The sequence below is a fragment of the Paenibacillus sp. p3-SID867 genome, assembly GCF_025142895.1.
Taxonomy (GTDB): domain Bacteria; phylum Bacillota; class Bacilli; order Paenibacillales; family Paenibacillaceae; genus Paenibacillus_AQ.
The window spans coordinates 1-22,651 of sequence record NZ_JAMBDM010000034.1 but is presented as its reverse complement, the minus strand read 5'-3'; the positions used below and the strand labels follow the sequence as shown (position 1 = coordinate 22,651).

General features: G+C 43.4%; 23 protein-coding genes and 2 pseudogenes. 4 read left to right on the top strand and 21 right to left on the bottom strand.

Going from position 1 to position 22,651, the window contains the following annotated elements:
* Window positions 1-26: 26 nt before the first annotated feature.
* Both rnz and metH read right to left on the bottom strand, forming a co-directional pair.
* Window positions 27-956, bottom strand: a complete 930-nt coding sequence (rnz, locus tag M4D81_RS33120) for a ribonuclease Z (protein ID WP_260069486.1) — start codon at window positions 954-956, stop codon at window positions 27-29.
* Between the two features lie 86 nt (window positions 957-1,042).
* Window positions 1,043-4,483: a methionine synthase gene (metH, locus tag M4D81_RS33115; protein WP_260069485.1), complete on the bottom strand. Its 3,441-nt coding sequence runs from the start codon at window positions 4,481-4,483 to the stop codon at window positions 1,043-1,045.
* A 169-nt stretch (window positions 4,484-4,652) separates the two neighbouring features.
* Here metH and M4D81_RS33110 point away from each other — a divergent pair, with 169 nt between their 5' ends.
* A complete protein-coding gene (locus tag M4D81_RS33110) occupies window positions 4,653-5,189 on the top strand; it encodes a cupin domain-containing protein (RefSeq protein ID WP_071218227.1) in 537 nt (178 codons plus the stop codon).
* A 100-nt stretch (window positions 5,190-5,289) separates the two neighbouring features.
* On the opposite strand, the gene M4D81_RS33105 is transcribed toward M4D81_RS33110, so the two are convergent.
* From M4D81_RS33105 to M4D81_RS33085, 5 genes are all read right to left on the bottom strand, one after another.
* Window positions 5,290-5,694 carry a FixH family protein gene (locus M4D81_RS33105; protein ID WP_071218228.1) on the bottom strand — a complete coding sequence of 135 codons (405 nt, stop codon included), beginning with the start codon at window positions 5,692-5,694 and terminating at the stop codon, window positions 5,290-5,292.
* Window positions 5,695-5,977: 283 nt separating this feature from the next.
* Window positions 5,978-6,769 (bottom strand): HAD family hydrolase, encoded by a 792-nt coding sequence (locus M4D81_RS33100; protein WP_260069484.1) that lies wholly within the window; start codon window positions 6,767-6,769, stop codon window positions 5,978-5,980.
* A 42-nt stretch (window positions 6,770-6,811) separates the two neighbouring features.
* Window positions 6,812-7,336 (bottom strand): hypothetical protein, encoded by a 525-nt coding sequence (locus tag M4D81_RS33095; RefSeq protein WP_260069483.1) that lies wholly within the window; start codon window positions 7,334-7,336, stop codon window positions 6,812-6,814.
* A 160-nt stretch (window positions 7,337-7,496) separates the two neighbouring features.
* The gene (locus M4D81_RS33090) at window positions 7,497-7,703 is read right to left on the bottom strand and encodes a DUF896 domain-containing protein (protein WP_071218231.1); all 207 of its coding nucleotides are present in this window, start codon (window positions 7,701-7,703) and stop codon (window positions 7,497-7,499) included.
* A gap of 264 nt (window positions 7,704-7,967) precedes the next feature.
* Window positions 7,968-8,339: a LysM peptidoglycan-binding domain-containing protein gene (locus tag M4D81_RS33085; protein WP_071218418.1), complete on the bottom strand. Its 372-nt coding sequence runs from the start codon at window positions 8,337-8,339 to the stop codon at window positions 7,968-7,970.
* A gap of 175 nt (window positions 8,340-8,514) precedes the next feature.
* Here M4D81_RS33085 and lexA point away from each other — a divergent pair, with 175 nt between their 5' ends.
* Window positions 8,515-9,141 (top strand): transcriptional repressor LexA, encoded by a 627-nt coding sequence (lexA, locus tag M4D81_RS33080; protein WP_006209658.1) that lies wholly within the window; start codon window positions 8,515-8,517, stop codon window positions 9,139-9,141.
* An 89-nt stretch (window positions 9,142-9,230) separates the two neighbouring features.
* Here lexA and M4D81_RS33075 read toward each other — a convergent pair whose 3' ends face one another.
* The 4 genes and pseudogenes from M4D81_RS33075 to M4D81_RS33060 all read right to left on the bottom strand — a co-directional run bounded on the left by M4D81_RS33075 (window position 9,231) and on the right by M4D81_RS33060 (window position 12,360).
* Window positions 9,231-9,542, bottom strand: coding sequence for a hypothetical protein (locus M4D81_RS33075; RefSeq protein ID WP_260069482.1), 312 nt, complete (start codon window positions 9,540-9,542; stop codon window positions 9,231-9,233).
* Between the two features lie 252 nt (window positions 9,543-9,794).
* Window positions 9,795-10,902, bottom strand: a pseudogene (locus tag M4D81_RS33070) (ISAzo13-like element transposase-related protein).
* Between the two features lie 154 nt (window positions 10,903-11,056).
* Window positions 11,057-11,810, bottom strand: a pseudogene (locus M4D81_RS33065) (helix-turn-helix domain-containing protein); the annotation flags it as partial.
* Window positions 11,811-11,886: 76 nt separating this feature from the next.
* On the bottom strand, window positions 11,887-12,360 hold the full coding sequence (locus M4D81_RS33060) for a DUF6431 domain-containing protein (protein WP_260069480.1): 474 nt from the start codon (window positions 12,358-12,360) through the stop codon (window positions 11,887-11,889).
* Window positions 12,361-12,608: 248 nt separating this feature from the next.
* On the opposite strand from M4D81_RS33060, the gene M4D81_RS33055 reads away from it, so the two are divergent.
* Window positions 12,609-12,836: a DUF5348 domain-containing protein gene (locus tag M4D81_RS33055; protein WP_260069479.1), complete on the top strand. Its 228-nt coding sequence runs from the start codon at window positions 12,609-12,611 to the stop codon at window positions 12,834-12,836.
* A 197-nt stretch (window positions 12,837-13,033) separates the two neighbouring features.
* Window positions 13,034-13,303 carry a hypothetical protein gene (locus M4D81_RS33050; protein WP_260069478.1) on the top strand — a complete coding sequence of 90 codons (270 nt, stop codon included), beginning with the start codon at window positions 13,034-13,036 and terminating at the stop codon, window positions 13,301-13,303.
* 105 nt (window positions 13,304-13,408) lie between these two features.
* Here M4D81_RS33050 and M4D81_RS33045 read toward each other — a convergent pair whose 3' ends face one another.
* The 10 genes from M4D81_RS33045 to M4D81_RS33000 all read right to left on the bottom strand — a co-directional run.
* Window positions 13,409-15,139, bottom strand: coding sequence for an ABC transporter ATP-binding protein (locus M4D81_RS33045; protein WP_260069477.1), 1,731 nt, complete (start codon window positions 15,137-15,139; stop codon window positions 13,409-13,411).
* 100 nt (window positions 15,140-15,239) lie between these two features.
* Window positions 15,240-15,650 (bottom strand): lasso peptide biosynthesis B2 protein, encoded by a 411-nt coding sequence (locus M4D81_RS33040; RefSeq protein WP_260069476.1) that lies wholly within the window; start codon window positions 15,648-15,650, stop codon window positions 15,240-15,242.
* Window positions 15,651-16,022 carry a hypothetical protein gene (locus M4D81_RS33035; RefSeq protein ID WP_260069475.1) on the bottom strand — a complete coding sequence of 124 codons (372 nt, stop codon included), beginning with the start codon at window positions 16,020-16,022 and terminating at the stop codon, window positions 15,651-15,653.
* A complete protein-coding gene (locus M4D81_RS33030; RefSeq protein ID WP_260069474.1) occupies window positions 16,019-16,543 on the bottom strand; it encodes a TlpA family protein disulfide reductase in 525 nt (174 codons plus the stop codon). Before M4D81_RS33030 ends, M4D81_RS33035 begins: the two co-directional genes overlap by 4 nt.
* 18 nt (window positions 16,544-16,561) lie before the next feature.
* Entirely contained in the window at window positions 16,562-17,074 is a 513-nt protein-coding gene (locus M4D81_RS33025) for a MauE/DoxX family redox-associated membrane protein (RefSeq protein ID WP_260069473.1), read from the bottom strand.
* A gap of 309 nt (window positions 17,075-17,383) precedes the next feature.
* Complete coding sequence (locus M4D81_RS33020) at window positions 17,384-19,144, bottom strand: asparagine synthase-related protein (RefSeq protein WP_260069472.1); 1,761 nt, start codon at window positions 19,142-19,144, stop codon at window positions 17,384-17,386.
* A gap of 13 nt (window positions 19,145-19,157) precedes the next feature.
* Window positions 19,158-19,433 (bottom strand): PqqD family protein, encoded by a 276-nt coding sequence (locus M4D81_RS33015; protein WP_260069471.1) that lies wholly within the window; start codon window positions 19,431-19,433, stop codon window positions 19,158-19,160.
* Window positions 19,434-20,648: 1,215 nt separating this feature from the next.
* Window positions 20,649-21,296, bottom strand: coding sequence for an ATP-binding cassette domain-containing protein (locus tag M4D81_RS33010; protein ID WP_260069470.1), 648 nt, complete (start codon window positions 21,294-21,296; stop codon window positions 20,649-20,651).
* Window positions 21,293-22,102 (bottom strand): hypothetical protein, encoded by an 810-nt coding sequence (locus tag M4D81_RS33005; RefSeq protein ID WP_260069469.1) that lies wholly within the window; start codon window positions 22,100-22,102, stop codon window positions 21,293-21,295. Before M4D81_RS33005 ends, M4D81_RS33010 begins: the two co-directional genes overlap by 4 nt.
* Window positions 22,095-22,651 (bottom strand): RNA polymerase sigma factor (locus M4D81_RS33000; protein WP_260069468.1); only part of this gene is annotated, 557 nt, incomplete at its 5' end. The genes M4D81_RS33000 and M4D81_RS33005, both read right to left, overlap by 8 nt.

Sequence of the window (22,651 nt, the reverse complement as noted above, 5' to 3'; positions counted from 1 at the left end):
TCCCTGTAAATAGCAGCTGTTCCTGCTTATGATTTGCGCTGGATTGGGTACAAGCCAAAGTCCTCTGCCAAGCGTGTATTCTCAAAAATCTCCTGAGCTTCCTTGAGCAGCGGCTGCAAATGCTCTATATCCTTATACCGGGAGCTGAAATGGGTCAGGAATAACGATCTTGCTTCAGCCCGTTTCGCTGCTTCCGCCGCCTGTTTAGCCGTACTGTGATAGTATTCGTGCGCGAGCTCCGACAGATCCTCCATGAAAGTGGCTTCATGAACCAAAAGATCGGCTCCTTTGGCCAGAGTCTCCACGCCAGCGCATGGCCTTGTATCCCCGAGAATCGTGACCACTCTCCCTTTTTTCGGTGTCAGGAGCACATCTGAGGCATGAATCCATCGTCCGTCGCCGAGTTCCACGCTTTCCCCTCTTTTCAGCTTGCCATAAAGCGGTCCTGGCTTGAGTCCATAATCCGCCAACCGTTTCAAGTCCAGACTGCCGGGAAGATCCTTCTCCACGATACGGTATCCGTAACTCTCGGCCCTGTGATCCAGCTTTGCCGATTCCACGAGGAAGTGATCGTCTTCAAACAACACGCCCCCGGTATGCTCAATGACCTCCATCGTATAGGGTACGCGCGATTGGCTGATGCTCAGCGTAGTTTCAATGAAGAGCTTTAAACCTGGGGGACCATATATCGTCAGGGGTGAAGTTACCCCTTGGGCACCTCGACTGGACAGCAAACCTGGCAAACCGAACACATGATCACCATGCATATGGGTAATAAATACCTTCTCAAGCTTGGAGAGCTTGAGCGGGGATTTCAATATTTGATGCTGCGTGCCTTCTCCACAATCAAACAGCCACAGACTTCTTCGTTCTTCCAGCAAACGCAGTGCAATCGAGGTCACGTTACGCTGCAGCGTAGGAACCCCCGCATTTGTCCCTAAAAAATAGAGTTCCATCCCTCTTCTCCCCTTTCGGTTGTAAACCGGAGAAATCCCCCGAAACAATCGGAGGATTTCAAACCGGCTGTACCGGTATTCAAATGTTAAGCTTTATCCACGTTAAAATAATGAGCCTCCGGGTGGCTGAAGACCATAGCGGATACCGATGCCTCCGGTTCCATCATGAAACCTTCGGTAAGATGAACGCCGATATCCTCTGGCTGCATCAATTTAAATAACGGTTCCTGATCCTCCAGATCCGGACAGGCCGGATATCCGAAGGATACGCGAATGCCTTGGTATCTCGCACCCAAGCGCTGTTTCATTGTCATGTCTGCCGGATCGGGGTATCCCCACGTATCCCGCATCATATGGTGAATCCGCTCCGCCAGCCCTTCTGCCGTTTCCAGTGCGACCGATTGAAGTGCATGGGAGCGCAAATAGTCACCCTTGTCCTTCCATTCCCCGGACAATTTTCCGACGCCGTGACCGGCTGTAACGACAAGGAATCCAACGTAATCCATAACCCCGCTGTCTACGGATTTCAGGAAATCCGCCAAGCACAGGTACGGCTCAACCTGCTGTCTCGGAAACGTAAAGGTATGCAATACTTTTGTTGTATCTTTTGGATCGTATATGAGAATGTCATTTCCTCTAGACTGTGCCGGGAAGAAACGGTACATCGCATGAGCCTGTATGATCCCCGATTGAACGGCCTCTTCCAGAATCCCATCAACGGTTTCCTTAAGCGATACCGCCTTGGGATCCTTGGCTTTAAGCAGCTGTTCCACTGAGCCTTTCAGACCTAAATGATGTCCTAACAGCATCTGCATGTTGATATATGGCAGAATATGCGAAATCGGATAATTTCGGAGCACATGCCGCTCCATATCCGGTGGTAAATATACAGGAGCGTCGGTCGAAATTTTGGAGCGCAGTCCTTCTGACAGCTTTGGCATTACTTTAACCACTTGCGGAGCCGCAGCATCGGCTTCCTGCTCTGCCTTAATCTCTTCCGCGATTCTCGTCCGCTGGACCGGATCGCTGAGCTGGTTGGCCAAGGCAAGACCATCCATTGCGTCCTTCGCGTAAAGCACCATGCCGTCATACTCGGGACGAATGCGGGTCTTCGTGAATTTTCGTGTAAGAGCCGCCCCGCCTACCATGATCGGAACGCTAATCCCCGCGTTCTTCAAATCCTGGGCGGTGGATACCATCTGTTGGGCTGACTTCACGAGCAATCCGGACAAGCCGATAGCATCAGGCTGCTCGCGGCGGTATGCCTCGATAATTTGCTCCGGTGGTACTTTTATACCCAAATTAATGATTTGGTAACCATTGTTGGATAAGATGATCTCCACCAGGTTTTTACCGATATCATGCACGTCCCCCTTCACGGTGGCAAGCATGATTTTCCCTTTGACAGACGACTCGTTTTTCTCCATAAAGGATTCGAGATAAGCCACGGAGGCTTTCATTACTTCGGCGCTTTGCAGCACCTCCGCGACAATCAGTTCGTTGTTGTTGAACAAACGTCCAACCTCGGTCATCCCGGCCATCAGAGGTCCATTAATGATTTCCAGCGCGCCGTATTTGGTTAATGCTTCATCTAGATCCGGAATGAGTCCTTCCTTGGAACCTTCCACCACATAGGATGCAAGTCGCTCCTCAAGCGTCAGATTGGATACCTTAACCTTCTTCTCTACCTTCTTATCCCGGAATGCCGCGACAAAAGCCGCCAGCGTCTCATCATTGGTTCTGTAAATCAGATCCTCGGCTAGATGACGCTCTTCTTCAGGGATCGAGGCATAACGCTCCAGCTTCTCCGTATTCACGATTGCGTAATCCAATCCGGCCTTCGTACATTCGTACAGATATACAGAGTTCAAGACTTCACGACCCGCTTCCGGCAATCCAAAGGAAACGTTGCTGATACCGAGAATGGTATGCACTTTTGGCATGGCTTCTTTAATTATGCGGATGCCTTCAATCGTTTCCTTGGCTGATCCGATATACTGCTCGTCCCCCGTACCTACCGGGAATACAAGTGTGTCGAAAATAATGTCCTCTGGCGAAACGCCATACTTGTTCACCAACAGATCATAAGAACGCTGGGCCACCTTGAGCTTGTCATCGCGATGGATTGCTTGACCGGACTCATCAATAGTTCCAACGACAACCGCGGCACCGTATTTATGCACCAACGGGATCACATGCTCAAATTTCTCTTCACCGTCTTCAAGGTTAATGGAGTTAATAATCGCTTTCCCTTGCGAATATTGCAGCGCCAAGTCAATGACTGCCGGATCCGTCGTATCGATCATAAGCGGCACTTTAACCTTTTTAACTACGAGCTCCAGGAACTTAATCATATCTTCCGATTCTTCACGATCCGGATCCTGTACGCACACATCAATGACATGCGCGCCATTCTTGACCTGTGCACGGGCGATCTCGGAGGCCTCCTCGTATTTACCTTCTACGATTAAACGCTTAAACTTTCTGGAACCCAGAACGTTCGTTCTCTCCCCTACCATGTACGGTCGATTTTCCTGCTCGATATATACCGGCTCGATACCGGATAATGCCGGCAAATGCCCACCATCCAGCGGTCGTGGGGAGAAGCCATCCATCGTTTGTTTTAATGCGCGAATGTGGTCGGGTGTTGTCCCACAGCATCCGCCGGCAATGTTAAGCCAGCCTTTTTCAGCAAAAGCACCCATCTTTTGAGCCAACGATTCAGGAGATTCATGGTACTGCCCATTCTCGTCCGGGAGACCCGCGTTAGGGTAACAGCTGATCGCGCTTCTGGACATTTCGGATAAGGAGCGAATATGGTCACGCATGAATTCCGGGCCCGTTGCACAGTTTAGGCCAATGGATACGGGATTCAGATGTTCTAATGAAATGTAGAAAGCTTCAATATTTTGTCCGGCCAACGTCGTGCCCATCGGCTCAATCGTTCCGGATATCATGATTGGGAGCGTGACTCCCGTTTTATCAAACGCTTGGCGGATCCCAATGCTCCCGGCTTTCACGTTTAATGTATCCTGCGATGTTTCAAGCAGAAGTGCATCAACGCCGCCTTCAATCAAGGCAACGGCTTGCTCCTCGTAGCTCTCAATCAATTCGGCAAAGGTCACACCGCCGGTAACCGAGAGCGTCTTCGTTGTCGGCCCCATCGCTCCGACCACATAACGCGGGCTGTCCGGCGTGGAATATTTTTCAACCGCTGCACGGGCCAAATGAGCCGCTTTCAGGTTAATTTCTCGGGCAAGTTCAGGTATATCGTATTCAGCAAGCACAACCGAGGTTGCGCCAAATGTATTGGTTTCAATCAGGTCGGCACCTGCTTCAAGATATTGTTCATGTATTTTCTGAATGACATCCGGCCGATGAATGACCAGCATTTCATTACAGCCATCAAGGTCCGGACCGCCAAAATCTTCAGCTGAGAGGTCCTCCTGCTGGATCATCGTGCCCATGGCACCATCAAGAATTAATATTCGTTCTTTAAGTACTTCTTGTAAGCTAGGCTTGTTCAACTCGTAAACCTCCCCCGAAAACGTTAAATCTTAGTGTATCAGAATATTTTTCAATAGAAAAGCCGAAATATTGCGTTGCAATGGGTACAAATCCACATTTGCAGATGACAAATGCTGTGAGGGGGGCTATAATACATATTAATCCAACGGGAGAAAGAGGGTTAAAGCTATGGCAGAGATTGTGATTCGCAACACGAACGAACGCATTACTGGGGAAGAGAATGTTCGGGAATTCCTGAATAACCAAGAGGTTGTTTACGAGCACTGGAATATGGAAAAACTCCCGGCAGCGCTTCAAGAAAATTTCAAGCTGAGTGATGACGATAAGAAGCGCATTTTGGACATCTTTGATGAAGAAATTCGTGACTTGGCTGCAAGACGCGGCTACAAAATCTGGGATGTCATCACACTATCCGAGTCCACGCCTAATATAGAGGACCTGCTGAAAAAATTCGAAGAGGTTCACACCCACTCGGAAGACGAAATCCGTGCGATTGTCGGCGGAAAAGGAATCTTCATTATTAAGGGCTCCGACGATGTCGGTTATTTTAATGTAGAGCTTGAGCCAGGCGATGTCATTTCCGTACCGGAAAACACGCCTCACTTCTTCACATTGATGGAGAACAAGCAAATCATCGCCGTTCGTCTTTTCATTGAGGAGAACGGGTGGGTAGCCACACCGGTAGAAGATCCTCAATTCCAATAAGCCCTAAGGCTCATGGAAGCTGATTGAACAGGAAAATGAAATAAGGCAGCGCAACAATCCGCTTCCCGGATCATGCGCTGCCTTATTTATTAGTGATGCGTTACTCTGTTACCTTCAGTTCCTTTAACGGCATGGAATGTTGTCCTCTCGCCGTGACATGTGAAACAATCCGATAGGTTCCTGCCTCATCGAAGGTTTTCTCCATTTTGTATACCCCGCCTTGATCATGCTTAACCGGGACCTTCGCCTGAACGCCGCCGCCTTCCAGCGTGACTTCAAATTCCACAGCGTTCGCATCTTCCACCGGACTTCCGGCTTGCGTCACCTTCGCTTCGATCAGTACCTTCTCGCCAGCCTTAATGCTCTCCGGCGTCAGAGACAGCTCGACGATGATGGGTTCGGCCATCACATCGTCACCGGATTCTGCCTTGCTGTCATTGCATGCGGCAAGCGCAACTGCCATCAGCACCATAGCTGCAATTAGGGCCATTTTTTTTCGGGTCATGCTCTACACCTCTTTTACAAAATAGGGCTATGTATTGGTTCATTCACGTAATGGTCATTTCCAAACCTCGTTAAGTTACCTATTCCATTATATCTCATTATTCTGTTACTTCTATCTCATGCAGCTTACAATTGTGTGACGTTTATCATAGCCAGCTGCAAGGTTGAAGTCCGATCGTATAACCAACAAAAAAACAGCCGATAACCGCAAAATTCCGCAGTTATGGCTGTTCCTATGTACAATCAAATACCAAGTATAAGGTGTAAGTTCTTTATTGCATGGTTTATAGGGATGCTATGATGGCATGCAGCTCCGATAAATGTTTGATCTCAAACTTCGGTTGAATGGAAGGATCATGAGGTCGGTTTACCCGATTGATCCAAACGGTATGCAGTCCAGCCGCATTTCCGCCTTTAATGTCTGTGGTCAGCTTATCTCCCACCATCACGGCCTGATCCGCCTCGACATCTAACAATTCAAGTGCGTGCTGGAAGATGGAAACATCCGGCTTTCCTCTGCCAAAATCACCCGAGATGATAATATGATCAAAATAAGGAACCAGTTCTGGAACACCGTCCAGCTTCTCCTGCTGCAGATCTGGACTTCCGTTCGTAAGAAGCAGCAGCTTTACATTCCCCTGCAGTTCCTTCAGAACTTCAAACGTTTCTTCATATACGTATGGTCTTGTTCTGCGTTCAGCAGCGAATTGTTCGGCCAACGTTTGGGCCAATGTTTCATTATCAACGCCCAGGCGCTGAAGTCCGCGCCGCCATGATTCCTTGCGGTATACGGGTGCCAGCTCCTGCAGCTGTCTGAATTCAGGCTGCGATCCAGCCGTAAAATTAGCCCACAAGCCTTCAAAAGGGTTAATTCCGATCATTTTGGTAAAAGCAAAGGTATCATAGGATTCATATAATGCTCTCGCTTCTTCCCGTACTGCGGCCAACAGTGCTTTGGCATCAACGCCGGTCTCGTCCGCTCCGGCCTGGCAAGTCACTTCAAACGCTTCTTCCACACTACGTTCATCCCACAACAACGTATCGTCCAAATCAAACAAAACCGCAGCTATCGGCATGTCTCTCCCACTCCTCATATACACTGTGATCTATTTTATTTGTTAATTATGCTCCACTGGAATTTGATGAGTCTTTGCGAACTCTTCCAATCTTTCGCCCATCGCTTTCGTATCATAAAGATTCATCATGCGCGAGAATACCCAGTTGCCTGCTTTTCCCTTCCCTTGGATCACAACAGAGCCCGAAGCCAATTTGATTTTCTCGATATCGGATACAGCCAAACGACGTTCCCGATTGAACTTCATCGTGGATACGGAAGCACGCTCAATCCTCAAGTAAGGCTTGCGCAAGAAAATCATAAGCGCCAACAGAATATACAAGCTGACACCAACCCAATTCAACACGTCATTGCTTCCGCCTGCTGCCTGTGACGTCGCCGTTCCGAGAAGCGCATACAAACCAGCCAATGCAACAAGCACTAACGGAAGTACATACTTACGTCCTTTAAACACGTCATGCTTATCATTAACGGCAGAGCCTTGGTACGAGGTCAGCCCCTGCTTCTTACGCTGCTTGTTGAGCTGTGACATATTTTTGTTGACTTTTCTTTCCCATGATCGTGACATATGGTTCCCCCTGGACTCAATTTCAAAATACTACCAATCCATATAAACTTGGGGTCACCGTATTCGATTCCCACGAATAATCGGCACCCCAAGTATTATAATTCTATCCTTCTATCTGGTCCTGAATCCACTGTTGTAGATCCAGATGCCAGTTCATCGACTAATGCTTTAATCGCGGGCCGCCTTTTTGTTCATTTTCATCAACCCATTCGATCGATTCCAGCTGTTGTCTAAAGTTACTGCGAATATTGTTAAGGTATATTTCCCGAAGCTCAGCCCGTTCTTTGAGCTCATCCGCGGTCAATCCCTCACTCTTCTGTTTTCTTGCTAGTACATTGATGCGTTCAACCAAAGTATCGATGTCCATGACTTCTCCTCCAATTCCGATATCATGTATAACTTAAACATGTGAAAAAGAGCTTGTCAAGGCAACAGCGCCCTTGCAAACTCTTATTAAGAACAAATATGAACATATGATGCCCATAAATGGATTCCTCATTGTTAAGAAATCAATACTCGTCTATTATAAACACGTTTATACTGCGTGAAATCACATCGTCAGGCAAGACTACAAATATGAAGCTGAAGTTGAGACATATATAAGGAAAGAGCCTCTCGTAGTATCATCCCATTACCAGACTGGTAAAGACAACACCTCTCCGGCCTGTATATCCGGACCTTTCAATCCATTCATTCTTCGGATGCTATCCAGATATACTCGTGTATCCATATCTGCCGGTTTATGAAGGGAAGCAATCCGCCACAAACTATCACCATATTGAACAATAACCTGCTTCTCCCCTGTGGGCTTGTCCATCCCCCCGGCAAAAACAGAGTATGCCCCTGTCCAAAAAGAAGCTACGATCAACAGGATGAATAAAAGCTTTATAAAAGGAATGGATTCAATTCTGGACTTTAATTGATGGATCCAAGTCTCCGGGGACTTCATCGTTTGCACTGGAACGTTCTCATAAATGCTGCGGTATGTACTGTATTTCAACATGGAATCATCATCTCCCAAACAAGTGTTCTCTTATGGATTTATATTAACACGAACACTTGTTTGTTTCAATACCCAAAAGAACATTTGTTCTATTTTTATTTAGAACTTATGTTTGTACGAACGGAAGTTCTATGTTATAATTTTCCCAAACGTTACTAAATGGGGTTGATACGGCATGTCGAAAATATCCAGCCGCCAGCTGGCGATCTTAGAGTTTATCCGCAACGAAGTTCGTAGCAAGGGTTACCCGCCTTCTGTCCGGGAAATCGGAGAGGCTGTCGGACTAGCTTCCAGTTCAACGGTCCATGGACATCTTGACCGTTTGGAGAAGAAAGGCCTAATTCGCCGTGACCCTACGAAACCAAGAGCAATCGAGCTGCTTGGCCAAGAAGAGTCCGATAGCGCGAATCTGTTTACCCACACCATTGCCAGAGTGCCTGTTGTTGGTAAAGTCACTGCAGGTGTTCCTATTACAGCCATGGAGAACATTGAGGATTATTTCCCGCTCCCGCAGCATTATGTAGGCGACGATAAGGTGTTCATGTTGTCGGTTGTCGGTGACAGTATGATCGAAGCTGGCATTCACAGCGGTGACTATGTCATTGTGCGCCAGCAGCAAACTGCAGACAATGGCGACATTGTAGTAGCGATGACAGAGGAAGACGAAGCAACTGTAAAGACCTTCTATAAAGAGAAGGATCATGTACGATTGCAACCGGAGAATCCTACCTACGAGCCACTGCGCCTGAACCATGTTACGATTCTCGGTAAAGTAATCGGACTCTTCCGGGATGTCCACTAATCTCATAGATCTATGAATAAGAGGTTACCTCCCTTAATTGGAGGTAACCTCTTGCTTTTTCTATATAGATCACAAAAACTTGATCATAGCTAGTTTGTTTGCTCCATAATGCCTTGTTTAAGATCCAGCCGATACAGCCGTAAAGGTTTATAATCCGGCGAGCCTTCCCCACCCGGCCCCTCCGTGGACTGCAGAACAAGCTTATTGTCTTTCACCATGGGTGCAGTACCTGGTCTGTAATATGAAGTATAGGACACCGTTAATTCATCTTGAAACCTGAGCTGCACAGCCTTGCCCGTATCATGCTCCACGGCGAATGCGTAGATCTGTATGGCATGACAGTCCTGGTATTGCGGTGCAAGAATAAATACATCCGCATCCTGAAACGGCAATCGAACCATATGGACAGCTGCAGAAGTTGGCTGAATAAAAGTAAGATCATCCAGCGTGGTTACTTCATCCGTAACTTCATTTGAACTATACCTTAGGCACATTCAAATAAATAACAGACCATTTCGATACATCGTGTATCTGTAAATTCGCAGAAGGTGTTCTTCGTTAAATTTAACTAGATAAATATTCCTTTTCTGGCTCTCTAAAATGAGCAGATCCTTGATTTTGAATGCAGCTCCCCCTTCCCCATAGGTGATTTCCTAGGGAGAAAATCCCAAGTCTAATGCTTCCTTATATTTATTTGGGAGAAGGGTGACAAACCATTTTCCAATTTTCGAGTCGCGCTGAATCAGGTTTTCATAAGCTGCCATTGCTTTCTTACTCAGCTTCTTGCCCTTTTCATACCTTTGTTCCACGATGGATACGATCGGATGCTTTCCCTTCCAGGTCATCGTCCGCGCGAACGCGTAGACGGTTTCTAAATCACGAAGCAGATCGCCATTCCAATGTTGCTCGAGCCTTCCCCATACCCGTTCGATGGGATTGTACTTGCTATGGTACGGGGGATAGTAGGCCAAAATGACTTTCACCTCATAGCGGGCTGCAAATTCGACAAGTCGTTTGATGAACTGCGTTCTGCGGCTACCCTTTTCGGGACCGTTGTCACTATTAATAATCAACGTGTCTTTACTTTCTTTGTAGCCGCTGTTGATCCAATATTGTTCAATGGCATCTACCATAAAATCGGCAGCCGCCTCTGGAAAACTCACCTATCTTTACGCGGTCTTTCGTATCGATGGAGAGGCGAACGACGTTGCTCTGCTCTTTCGTCTCTTCATGCGTTTCCTTCAGTTTGTCAAATATCGCATCTGTTTGCGTGATTTTCTTGAATGGTTTGGTTTTCTTCACCTTTTTAAGCGTATAGCCAAGTTGGTTGACTTTCGTGTTCCTCGTTTGATTCGTTGGCAATTCGTCATCCGTGTAGTCTTTTTCTGCGATCAATCGCTTTCTGATTTCCATTACGGTGAGCCGCGTGTACAATTTTTCTGTTTTGAAGCTAGGGTCGGTCTGGCTCTGGCCGTCTACGATGGCTTGGATATCCACCAGCAAGTCGGGCAGCTTTTTCTCAGCCAGAAGACGTCCTCGTGCGTGGAATTGGTCCGTAATCGCTACCCCGGATTCTAATTCTTGGATTCCTTTGCGAATCGTATTTCTGCTGACTCGAAGCGTTTGAGCGACCAAGGTCTGCCCGCCTTTACCTAAATCCTTCGATAGCTTTGCTAACGCCACCCGTTTCTTTGATCCTTTGAGCATAGACACGGTTTCTTTCACAAAGTCTTTGCATTTATTAAACCAATGAGGTACCATTTGTAGACATCCTTCGCTATGGTTTGATTTGTTTTGGAAAACTAATCAAAACACATATCGAAGGATTTTTCTACCCCTTTATCCCAATTTCTCTTCCGATACAATCTGTTTCGTTTTCAGCGGCAGTTTGGGTCTGTTATTTTCTTTTATGTGCCTTAGATTCTGGCGAATACGGGCGAGCAAAGAGCAAGCGAATGCCCAGTTTGGTGCAGGTTCTCGCCATCCATTTCGTCTTGTACTGCTTGCCTTGGTCAATGTAGACCGCTTCCGGGATTCGTTTTTCGAAAACAATCCTCGACGATGCTCTGATCGAATAAGGCGTAGAATTGCCCGTGCAACACCGAGCGAGTCGCGTCATCTTCAAAGAGCACGAGATAGACTTGTTTCTTTTCGCCTCCCGGCCCAATCGAGAGATAGGGGCCGTATTTGATGTCCGACTGGGCTAGCGCCATCCGACGCTGCTTTTGAAACCGCCTTGCCGCCACGCCCTTGTTCTCATGCATGCGCATCTGCCGCGAACTGTATCCGCGTTCCTCCAACTTCTCTTGCAACGTGCTACGCTTCACTTCACCAGGCTTCACGCGTTCTTCCCATTCCAGAATCTGAATGATCTGCCGTACACTCCGGCCAGGAATTTCGCGTCGAAGCAAGATCGCCTGTTCCAATACCGATTCAGTAATGGCGGCTGTGGCGGGCGTTCTACCCCTTGGTTTTGGTTTCAAGCCGTTAAAGCCTTCTTCCCGATACCGCGCCAAATACCGGCGCAAGGTGCGCTCACTGATCCCATGTTGCTCACAGAGCACGGCTTTGATCTGGCTCGCTTTAGCCGGATCCAATCCCTCCGCCAATAGTGGAGAGAGGAGTTGAACCAGCTGGGCGGCCATGTCTTCCGCCTTTCGTTTATCCATCCTCATGCCTCCATTTCTTTTGGATATGAGCATGAGTTTCCCGAAAGGGAACGGACAGAAAGGCAGAACGGGTCTGTCACCCATAAATCGAATTGGCAAGCGGACGGACAGTTCGTTTCAGCCATCCGGCCGCATCGCCAACCAGCCGTCCAAATAGGTGGAGTGCGGACTGTGGCTCAGCGGACGTACTGATCACAGGAAGTCCCGTACGAATGCCAATCGCTTGCAGGCAGCCTGCTGCATACACGACCCAGGCTAGAAACCAGCATTTCCAGCGAAGCAGCGTCGATTCATCGGCGGCCACATCGATTCGGACCGATGCGGAAAGTGCCCTTTCGATGCTCTCCGCATCGTATCGTTTGTAGGGCACAAGCAGATCTGGCAGTTCATGATGAATCTTGCTGCAAGCTTCACAATACAGTCTGCGGATGACCAGCTTCGCTTTCTCCCCAGAGCTTTTGTACCATACCCGCTTACGGCTGCCCACAATACCTAATGGTCCACCGCAGCAAGGCGCGGCGATCTGCTCCGCACTCCTTACCAAAAACACCGCTACCCGGCTCCTTTTCAAGGAGCGTATATTTTGATACAATGACCATGTGATCGTGAGTAGACGCCTCTTGTGGTACTGTTCCACCAGTATCCCGCTAAAGAGGCGTCTTTCTTCCCCCCTCGTTATTCTTCTTGGTCATTATATCGGTCAGTTCACGGACAGGCAATAACGTCAACTTCCGGGCTTTGCGGCGCAGTTAAAACAGATGATCATATGGTCAAACGTGTCATCGAAGGAGAACTGGTATGACGGAGCCATGGCTGCTGATGACGTATAGCCGGGATGCGAACTGCTGGATGGTTCATCTGGAGGAACGCCGCTGTCCAATCTATTGTGGAGAGTGCTTGAAAATTCGTGTCTGGGAAGAAAATGGAATGGCTTGTCGCATGGAGTTGGATCGGGACTGGTATGTGATCACGAAAGAAGCCAAGTTCTACTTGCGAAAGAAGGATACGTACCACATTCATATCTAATCCGAGGGGGAGAGTCTTCATCCGTGACTTCCCCTTTTTTTTATGGTTTCTCGGACAGCCTATCCATCAGATTTTGGACAATTTACACCGTCTTTCTCTGGTCAAATTACGGTGTCAGTAACACTCAGATAACCCGCTCTATATAGAAGATAAATTTTATTTTATAAATAAGTCCAAACGACCTTGACTGGGATCGTTTGGACTTAAAAAAAGATTATTTTTTCCTTTTTCACCATCAGTCACTTGAAAGGGATGTACATCCCAACATCAAACCCATGGCGGAAATCGAAATCGGTATTATGTCGCGGCAGGCCCTTGGAAAACCGCTCCCGGATATGGAAAGCTTCAAAAAACAAGTCAGCACTTGGACGCAGCAACGCAACGCAGCCGGTCCGAAAGTAAACTGGCAGTTCACCACTCAAGACGCGAGAATCAAATTGAAACGCTTATATCCAACTAATCTTTAATTACTAGACGGATGTGGCACTAGGCAAAACTCCAGTCCATTGCTGGAATTAACACTGAATCAAGGACGAAGGATCTGCGAAAAATATGATTGAACCAATATCATATCAAAACGCGCTCAGTTGTTTCTCGTTTTCATTATTCGTATTAGTAGAGTACCATTTTGCTTGAGAATTATACATTTTCGCATATTCGCCATTAACATCAATTAATTCATCATGCGTGCCCGATTCAATGATTTGCCCATTATCCATTACCAGGATGCGATCCGCATGTCGCACTGGCCCCAACCTATGAGCTATTATCAACGTTGTTTTACCTTTCGAAAGATCTCTAAAATGATCAAAAACTTCAAGTTCCGATAATGGGTCCAATGACGCTGTTGGCTCATCAAGAATTAGTATTTCTGCACTTCGAGCCATTGCTCTTGCAATCGCAAGTTTCTGCCATTGTCCACCCGATAACTCAGTACCGCCAAATTCCTTTCCAATTCTCGTATTTATTCCGTTTTCAAGCGAATTTACAAGACCACTAATGCCCACTTGCTCAGAAATTGAAATAATATTGGATTCGTTATCCAGGTGTTCAATGTTACCTAAAGCAATATTTTGTTTAAAAGTCATTTGATATTTTACAAAATCCTGAAACACAACAGTAATCATTTGATGTAGCTTTAGTAATGGGATTTCTGATAAAGGTGTGTCCCCATAAAATATCTGTCCTCCCTCGGTTTTATATAGACCTAAAATACAATTTACTAAGGTGCTCTTTCCAGCCCCATTTTTTCCGACAATTGCAATTGTCTCCCCTTTATTTATCGTTAACGAAACTTTATCTAATATCTTTTCTTCTCGATCCGGAAATCTAAAAGTAATATTATCCACCTGTATTTTGTCGAAATTCATATCATCTTTGACACTTTCATTTTCTGCTGATATATTATCGTCTATATTAATGTCGAAAAAATCAAAGAGTTTATTAACGTACATGCTCATTTCATAAATTAGACCAACATGCATACTTATTATACCGAATATCCCTTGAACTGTTGCAACAGCAGCTATTAGCGCTACATAGTCGCCTATGGTTAAGTGTCCTCTATCCATGCTAAAAATGAGGACAAGTGATATTAATAACATAGACGCTTGCAAGATTGTTGCTCCAAGTACACGGTTCCTACTTTCTTTAATTGCCTGTCTAATAAACAAAGGATTGATGGCTAAAATTATTCTACTCCACTGATCTATTAAGTAGCCTGACAAATTAAAGATCCTAATTTCTTTTGCTGCTTCTCTCCTTGTTATTAATCTTGCTAAATACTCAGCTTCTCTTCCTTGAGGTAACGTAAATAGCGTAATTTTAAACTGCTGATTCTTCGATATAATTAAAAAAATCATACCAGGGATTGAAGCTGCAATAAGAACCAATGGTATATACCAGCTTATAGAAGAAAGAAGTCCATAGACAACAATCAATGAGCTAATTTGCTGAACAATCAAAAGCAAACTATTTATAACGTCCATTACATTTTTATTTAATCCCTCATCAGCTATTCCCAGTTGATCATAAATACGCGAATCTTCGAATTGAATCAATGATAAGGAACCACTTTTCTGCAGTAATTTTTTCTTCAGTTTATATTGCATCTTTATTTTTATTTTTTGATAAATAATTTTAGCTAGCTCAGTAAAAATAGTCACTATTACAGAAGCCACAACAATAATAATGGCAAATTGAATCGCCTTTTGAAAAAAAATATGAGAAGTTGATATTTGTGAAATCGAGTTAATTAGTTCTTTCTGCAACCAAATTTGCATAGCCGGAAAAAAGGAAGCCACTAATAAAAGTACTCCCCAAAAGCTCATTAAAACTTTATTTAGAAGAAACGTGTCTTTCGCAAATTTTAAAATTCGAATTAGCGTGATTCGCAAGCTAGTTCTAGTTTGCATGTTTTTCCGAGGTAAGGATGACCGAGAATTCATTTGTGTATTTTGGATCCTCATTTACATTCATCCCCTTATAGGTAAGCCAAGCATGACTAGTAAATGGAAATTTCTTCACTCCAATCACCAGTTCAATCGGTACCTGATATTTTTTCCGAATGAATTGATAGCCTAAAAACGATCGATGTAAGCATTTCGCATCAAAGGGATAGCTTGAACAAGCTAAATCAATACTATTCAGCAAATCATTAAGTTTTTCAGCCAATTCTTCAGTGATAGGCTGATCATCCTCATATAGTTTGTACTTTTTTATAAAAGGCGGAAATATTTTATGAAAACCAAAGAGACGTAATTTAAGATCAATTAGGATTAACGACATAAATATCGGGAATGTTTTGGTGTTCATTTAATCACCACTTGAATTCAGTATTTTGTTCCAATTTTCTGTATTATCAATAACAATTCTTTCTCCAGCTAGAATAATGTTTGGATATGCTTCTTCAATCGTTTGTTCATTATCAAGTATTTTTTTAATTTCAGCATTTACACTCTTATTTAATTCGTTTTCAAATTGTTCTTCAACCATCTTTGCATGGATGCTATTACTAACCTTAACTTCAAAACCCTGATATGATGGGTAGAACGACTCTACATCATGACCCGTTATTTGTGTAACAACGCCTGGTCGTGCCGACAACCCGATTGATATTAACCCAGTACTAGCATTGAGCTTTGCACTTTCCTCACCGTGTATAAATTGGAGAAGATCCCAGCTCACATGGCCACAATGGGTCTTTTTTTCCTAAACGATACCCATGATTCCAAATCTTCGGGCATAATAATTCCCGACTTCATAATTTTTCCACTTGGATCAGCTAGAATGGAAAAAGGAAAAGTTCTTACTTTATATTTATTAGCAATATCTTTTAGTCTTATAATGGATACTGGAAATGTGGTGGCTGTCATCTCAACAAATCTCTTGGCTTCTTTTGCATCCCCCAGATTCACTAATCTCACTTCGGCAGGAAAATCCTCCCACTCTGATATTTGGGGAATAAGCCGCTTACATATTGAGCACCGGCTAGAAGTAAAAATAATTAATGTTGGCTTAGCCTGCGATAGCATTTGTTTAACGTCAACTTTTTGATTTGATATTGATAAGATATTTAAGCGAGGGATCTCTGCTGCAACCTCAAAAGGATTCTTCCTCACAAAAGAGTTCATTCGAGTTGAAATTAAAAACAATAGCACAGTTTGAATAGCGACAACAATCCACAAAGTAAGCGAATAATTGTTCATGGTTGTCCACCTCTTTCATTAATTAAACTCAATATTCTTTGCAGTCAAACCCAATCCGAATAATAATGCGGATGAGAGGATGATTATAGATGGCTCAAGAGAAGTTCCAAGATAGCCACCTATAGAACTGTTGATGTCCAGTTTGAAAGCAAATAGACAATATGCGATTAACAATATATTTTGCATTACGCCTCCCCACCCCATCTTGCCGGAAGCTAAATTTCCAAAACAATTGCAAGTCACTTCTGAATTTTTTAGGGCTGCCTTCAAATGAAGAAAGAGGAATATAAAAAATAGTAGAATTGAAACCAAAACAAATGGTTGTGAAAACCATCCAAAACCTAGACACAAACAAATCAGTAATTCTAAAAACGGTAAAAATAAGTTTACGCCAAAGGAAAGCCTACGAGGTAAAAAGTTCAAACTGTCCGGTTGGACACCGTTCTTAATAATACCAATAACCTTAGCAGTTCCTGAGAAAAAAAATGTAATCATAATGGCAATCATAGATGACATGGCCAAGTAAATCATCTCATTCGCCCCCTCGGAAAAATTAATTCAAACCAATTAATTTGCAAGCCGCGCACCCTCACAAATTTAAGAACGACTAATTAATTCAGCAACTATCTGGCACATCTGTGCAACTATCCGGACAAGTTCCTTCGCATTCCCAATGTAGACTACAACCAGTAATCCATGAACATTGCCAGCAGCCACCTTGCCAAGAGTCCGTTTTGTCTAAGGTAAACCCTTCGACGCCCCATGAGCATACGCCTTCTATCAAGTTTTTTGAATCCCCATACTCGATGAGTGTCGGGCTTGCATAACCATTCATATATATTAACCTCCCTGTTGGAGGATGCGCGGCGCACTTATTGTCGCTTTTCTTTCCCATTTATAAAGCCATAACTCAATCGAGAGTAGAGTCCAAAAGTCTTCTCTTGTACTCGCTCCTTGACGCCATCTAATCAATTCATTTTCCCACTCTTTACGTGAAATTAATTTCAGTTGAGATAGCCTTGAGGCAAATAAAACCTCCGAAAGCTTTGACCAATTTTCTCGAATGCCTTTATAAAATAAGGGTACATGACCGGTCTTATCTTTTCTTTGAATTACACTGTTTGGAAGTAAATCCTTCATACTTTCACGTAGTATGAATTTGGTAGTCCCTTTATTCCAACAAAGAGTGCCTGGAATCGAATACACAAATTCAATCAAACGACGGTCCAAAAATGGGTGACGAGTATCTATTGAAAGTCTACCGGCAATCACTCTATCAAGATATATCCTTGCTTTCGTTCCAAAAAGTTGCTTACAGAAATGCATTTGATTCCATGACAAACTTTCGTAGTGTTTTAACGAAAAATAGCTTAAGACTCCCTTTCTCCACATAATCCCTGGAACTGAAAGGCGATTGGATTGTCCATAAATTTTGGTTTGTTCAATTGCTTGCTTCAAATTCCCTTTGCGAAATAAGTCTTTTATTACATTATGTGTACCTGTAAGAACGTGATCCCCAGCATAGCCTGTTAGAACAGTCCTGATGTTATTTTCTTTTGCTCTATTTAATAGAGAAGAAGTAAAACTATAGGTTAATGAGTTAACATTGGGTTCAAAAGTCCAAGGCGAATCATATGGAAACCCTTTCAATAAATAGTGCTCATCGCATATTTCAAAAATCGCTTGATCGTGATAATCTTCGAGAATCGGAATAATATACTTTCTTTCATCACATTCACTATATTTCTCAAAAACACCACAGATGGGAACAATATCGGTTTGAGGAAGATCCAATTTTTTTGATAGTGCATATATTGTTGTTGAGTCTAGTCCACCGCTCATCATTACTGCATTTCTATTTGGACCTAACCTGCATTGAGTAGACTCTATCATTATCTCTCTAAATAGTTCCACGTAATCTTCTAATCTCAAATCAGTGAGAGACTGATTGAATTTGTGCTTTACATTCCAATATTGTACCTGAACTAATTTGCTCTCGGAAACCGTAACATAGGATGCACTTGGAACTCTTGCCACAGACTTATAAGGGGTTTTCTCACTATCAGCAACTCCATCGGTTTGCATGAATTCCACAAAATAATTAGTATCAATATTTGATAAGGAAAATAAATGTTGCAATAAATCAATATCACTTGCTACATAAAGATACACGTCATTCCTTATATAAAATAAAGTCTTAATCCCAATATGATCTCTTATAAGATATGTTTCCTTACTGTACTTGTCGTAAATAACAACCCCAAATTCTCCAACAATCCAATCAAGATAGTTATCCTTACTCTTCTCATACAAGAATAGAAAGATCTCCAAATCACTCTTATTTTCAATATCCTTATGCAGAAGTATCTTGGATTGGACTAAATTCATTTTATTGTGAATGTGTGCCTCTCCAAAAATGACATATCTGTCGTTTGTGTAAAAATAATGCTCATTTCTTGTGCTACAGAAAGTTTGGACATATAGATTTCCAACATGCATCTCTTTGAAATCCATATCATTAAGGATTTCTCTACTCAATCTTTTATTTTCAATTTCGATATTCCGGTTGTGTAAATTAATCTTTCCGTAAAACCACAACATCGAACCCCCTCCTTTACACTCTCTTTTTTCGTCGAATTAATTTTTTCTTTAGCAGATTATTTATAAATTTCTCGAGATCCATTTCAATCTGTCTTTTCTCAAGATTGTATTTCAACATAAAAATCTCCTCTATTGTTCGGAGCTCTTCACCCTTTTGTATTAAGTTGAATATTTCTGTACCAATGAAATCCAATCCATAATACTTTCCAGTATTCATATCTAATAAAACGCTTTCATTTTCCGTGTTATGAACAATCACATTCTTTCTAATTACATAATTATCTTTCATAGATATTCCCACCTTAGTTGATTTTCCTCTTCACTAATATACGACGTTTTAACTGCAAATTTTGTAACAGGTCAAAACCATCTTTTTTTAAATTTATTGGTGCGCGATTAAATTTGAAAATTTAAATAATCTTATTCCCTTTCGATACAATATGGGCTTACATAGATTTCTCCTGAATAGTTTATTATTCTCATCACTAATATACAACGTCTAACTACAGATTTTGTAACACATCAAAACCATCTCTTTAAAAAAATAAATTGAGCTTCCGAGATAGGCAACGAGCGTCAGCTACCTGGACAGATAAGGGAACAGAAATGTCTCTACTAGAAATCAATATTATAATTGACGGTTAACTCACGAAAATAGGCTGAAATTTGGAAAAGGATCTTAAAAGATTATTTCGAGGACAAACCCATCAAAACTGGTGATTTATTTAGAAGCAGTCGGTGCAAAGCCGATGATTTGTGGTAGAGAATTAGCAGGAGCGCTATCAAATCAATGACTGTAATTAAAGCGACTTTTTTGTAAATTCACCTAGTGGCGAAGTAATGCGGTAAGAGCGCACACTACCAACTCCCCTATTGATGGTCAGCAGCAGGAAAAGAGTTTTCATGCATGCAGGACATCACCACGGCCACATCCTACGGCAGGCGCAGCCCTTTCCAACAGAAGTATCTAGGTAATCAAGTTTTCTGACTCGCTCGATCTCTGCCAAAATACAGAGGGGCGTGTCCTGGCTATTCTGCCTCGCCAATCATTACTATGACATCCCTGACACCGATCAAGTTAGCTGTTGCCGCCTGTAGCTGGTGCTACTTGCCGGCTTCAGCATTTGGGGTGGTAATGGTGAACCGGGAGATCAGCACCCTATCTACTGGGCACATACTCTGGTGGAAGTCCACATAAAATCATCTGCTGACTAACGAAGGCTCCAGCAGGGTCACATATCATGCCTCATGACAGCCCTGTTACTACTTACCTCGTTACTACTAATGGGTCGACCTTCATGATCGACAACGACTTCAAACTTTCGGCATTTCGACACCACCTAAACTTGACCGGTGTGATAGCTTGAAACTTGTGTAGCGGATCATGAGCTCCATGGCGATGATCGTGCAAACATAAAACTCAATTGATATGCTCGTCCCTATTATATTGGCCTTAGTCGTTTACATGCAGAGCTGTTTATCCTTGTAGGGTACGAGGATTTCCCTAAACCTGACTAGAAATATTCGTTATCGTACCATCCTTCATCGAAATAATTTGATCATAACAGCCCCTCATTTCTTCAACAAGGTGATTAGAGAGCAGTATTATGGATTGATTAGCTAAGACGGACAGCAATTCCAACAAATTTTTTCTTTGTCGGATATCCAGATTATTAAATGGTTCATCATAAAACAAAAACCGTGGATCTCCAATCAAACTTTGTGCAATCATGGCTATTCGTTGTTGCCCCACAGAAATCTCTCCTAGCTTTTGGTTCAATAATGGTCGTATTTCCAAAAAGTCATCAAGAAAATCAATGGTGTTCCTTACATCTTTTACTCCTCGTAATTTCAGACCAGCGATATATGAAAGGTATTTCTGAACAGTGAAGCGATCATAAATGGAGATGTCTTGTGGAACATAACCCCTTTGCTGTCTCGTCTGCGAAACGGAGAGTACGATGCTGTCCAGTTCATATTTGATACTTCCTGAATGCAAGGGAATACAGTGTGCTAATAGTTGAATGAATGCGCTCTTCCCCGATCCATTGGGGCCGACTAAACCGTTCAACCCCGGATACAAAGTCATGCTTATCGGACCAATAGATTGGACAGACGTTTTGGTAAATGCCGATTTCATTAGAATTTTCATGGGGCGACCATCCTTGCATTGGTGGTCATTTTTTGAATCCTGTACATTAGTAGCAGGAGAAGGACCAGAATAAAGGCTGCACCGATAACCTTACTCTCTAACCAATCAGGGTGAGATGTTTCGCTGAACCAAAACAACAAACCTAACCTTTCGTTTAAGAGAAGCTGTACGAGCCAGACCATAGTGGAACCTAGCAGCCCGGCAAATACGCCAAAATAAAACAAGAACACACAAGCCGTCAAACTACAAATGCCCAAAGGAATTAACCAACTGAACAAGTAGGAGTAAATACCTCCATAATGAGCAGGGACAAAAAAGGACATAATAATACCCAAAGTGACGCAATAAGCAGCGATTATGGTCAGTCTGCTAAAAATCATGATAAATGGGTTTGCTGGCAATGTCAGCTCCAATTGAAACATTGGAGTCCCATATGACCGAAAGCCAAAACATACACTTGCCAAAGCCAATAAAGCGACAGTAAAGGGAACTGGATGAATGGGATTATTATTGTTCATTGTAAGTTCGATTACAAAACCAAGGCTGGAGAGAATGAAGGTTGACAACCAGTATTTAACACCAAACAACCTCATATGAGCTTGAACAATATATCTAAGAGCTTGAATTCTTCCCTGTAGTCTATTGGTTGGACGCCCTCCTTCAATTTGAAATTTTTGCATGAGGCTTGCGGCAAATAAAGCCGTATCTTCAACAGTAGGCTTCTCTACTATATACCGATCCAAAGCTTTTTTTAATTCGTGCTCATTCTCAGCATCTGGTTCTTGCTTTTTCGTCCATCTATCCATCTTTCCCTTTCCTCCTTTGATTCGCTTCCCACTCCTTATTATGGTTGAGCAAAATAACATTTAAGGTTTTAATAGCTTCATAAAGCCTTGACTTTACTGTGCTAAGGGGAATATCTAATACTTCCGAGATTTCATTCAATTTCAATTCTTGGTAAAATCGGAGAATGACGACTTCTTTGCGAATTGACGAGAGTTGATTCAAGGCTTTGATAACGATTGCCCGTTCTTCTTGTTTTTCATAAATAAGCGATACATTTTCCATAGATGGGGCGGTGTTTAGCTGTGATTCTTCGAAAACTTCCTCTCTTAACGAGGCTTTACGCCAATGATCACGGCAAAGATTCGTTGCGATTTTATAGAGCCACGGTCGAAAGGATTGCGGATATCTCCCCAGCCGCGCTGATGTTATAACCCTTATAAAGCATTCTTGCGTTAAGTCTTCTGCCAATCCTTTGGATTGCATCAATCGATTGATATAAGTTTGAATAGTTGCATGATAGCGATAGGACAAGGTCTCTAAAGCAGAGAAATTGCCCTTACCAAATTGAC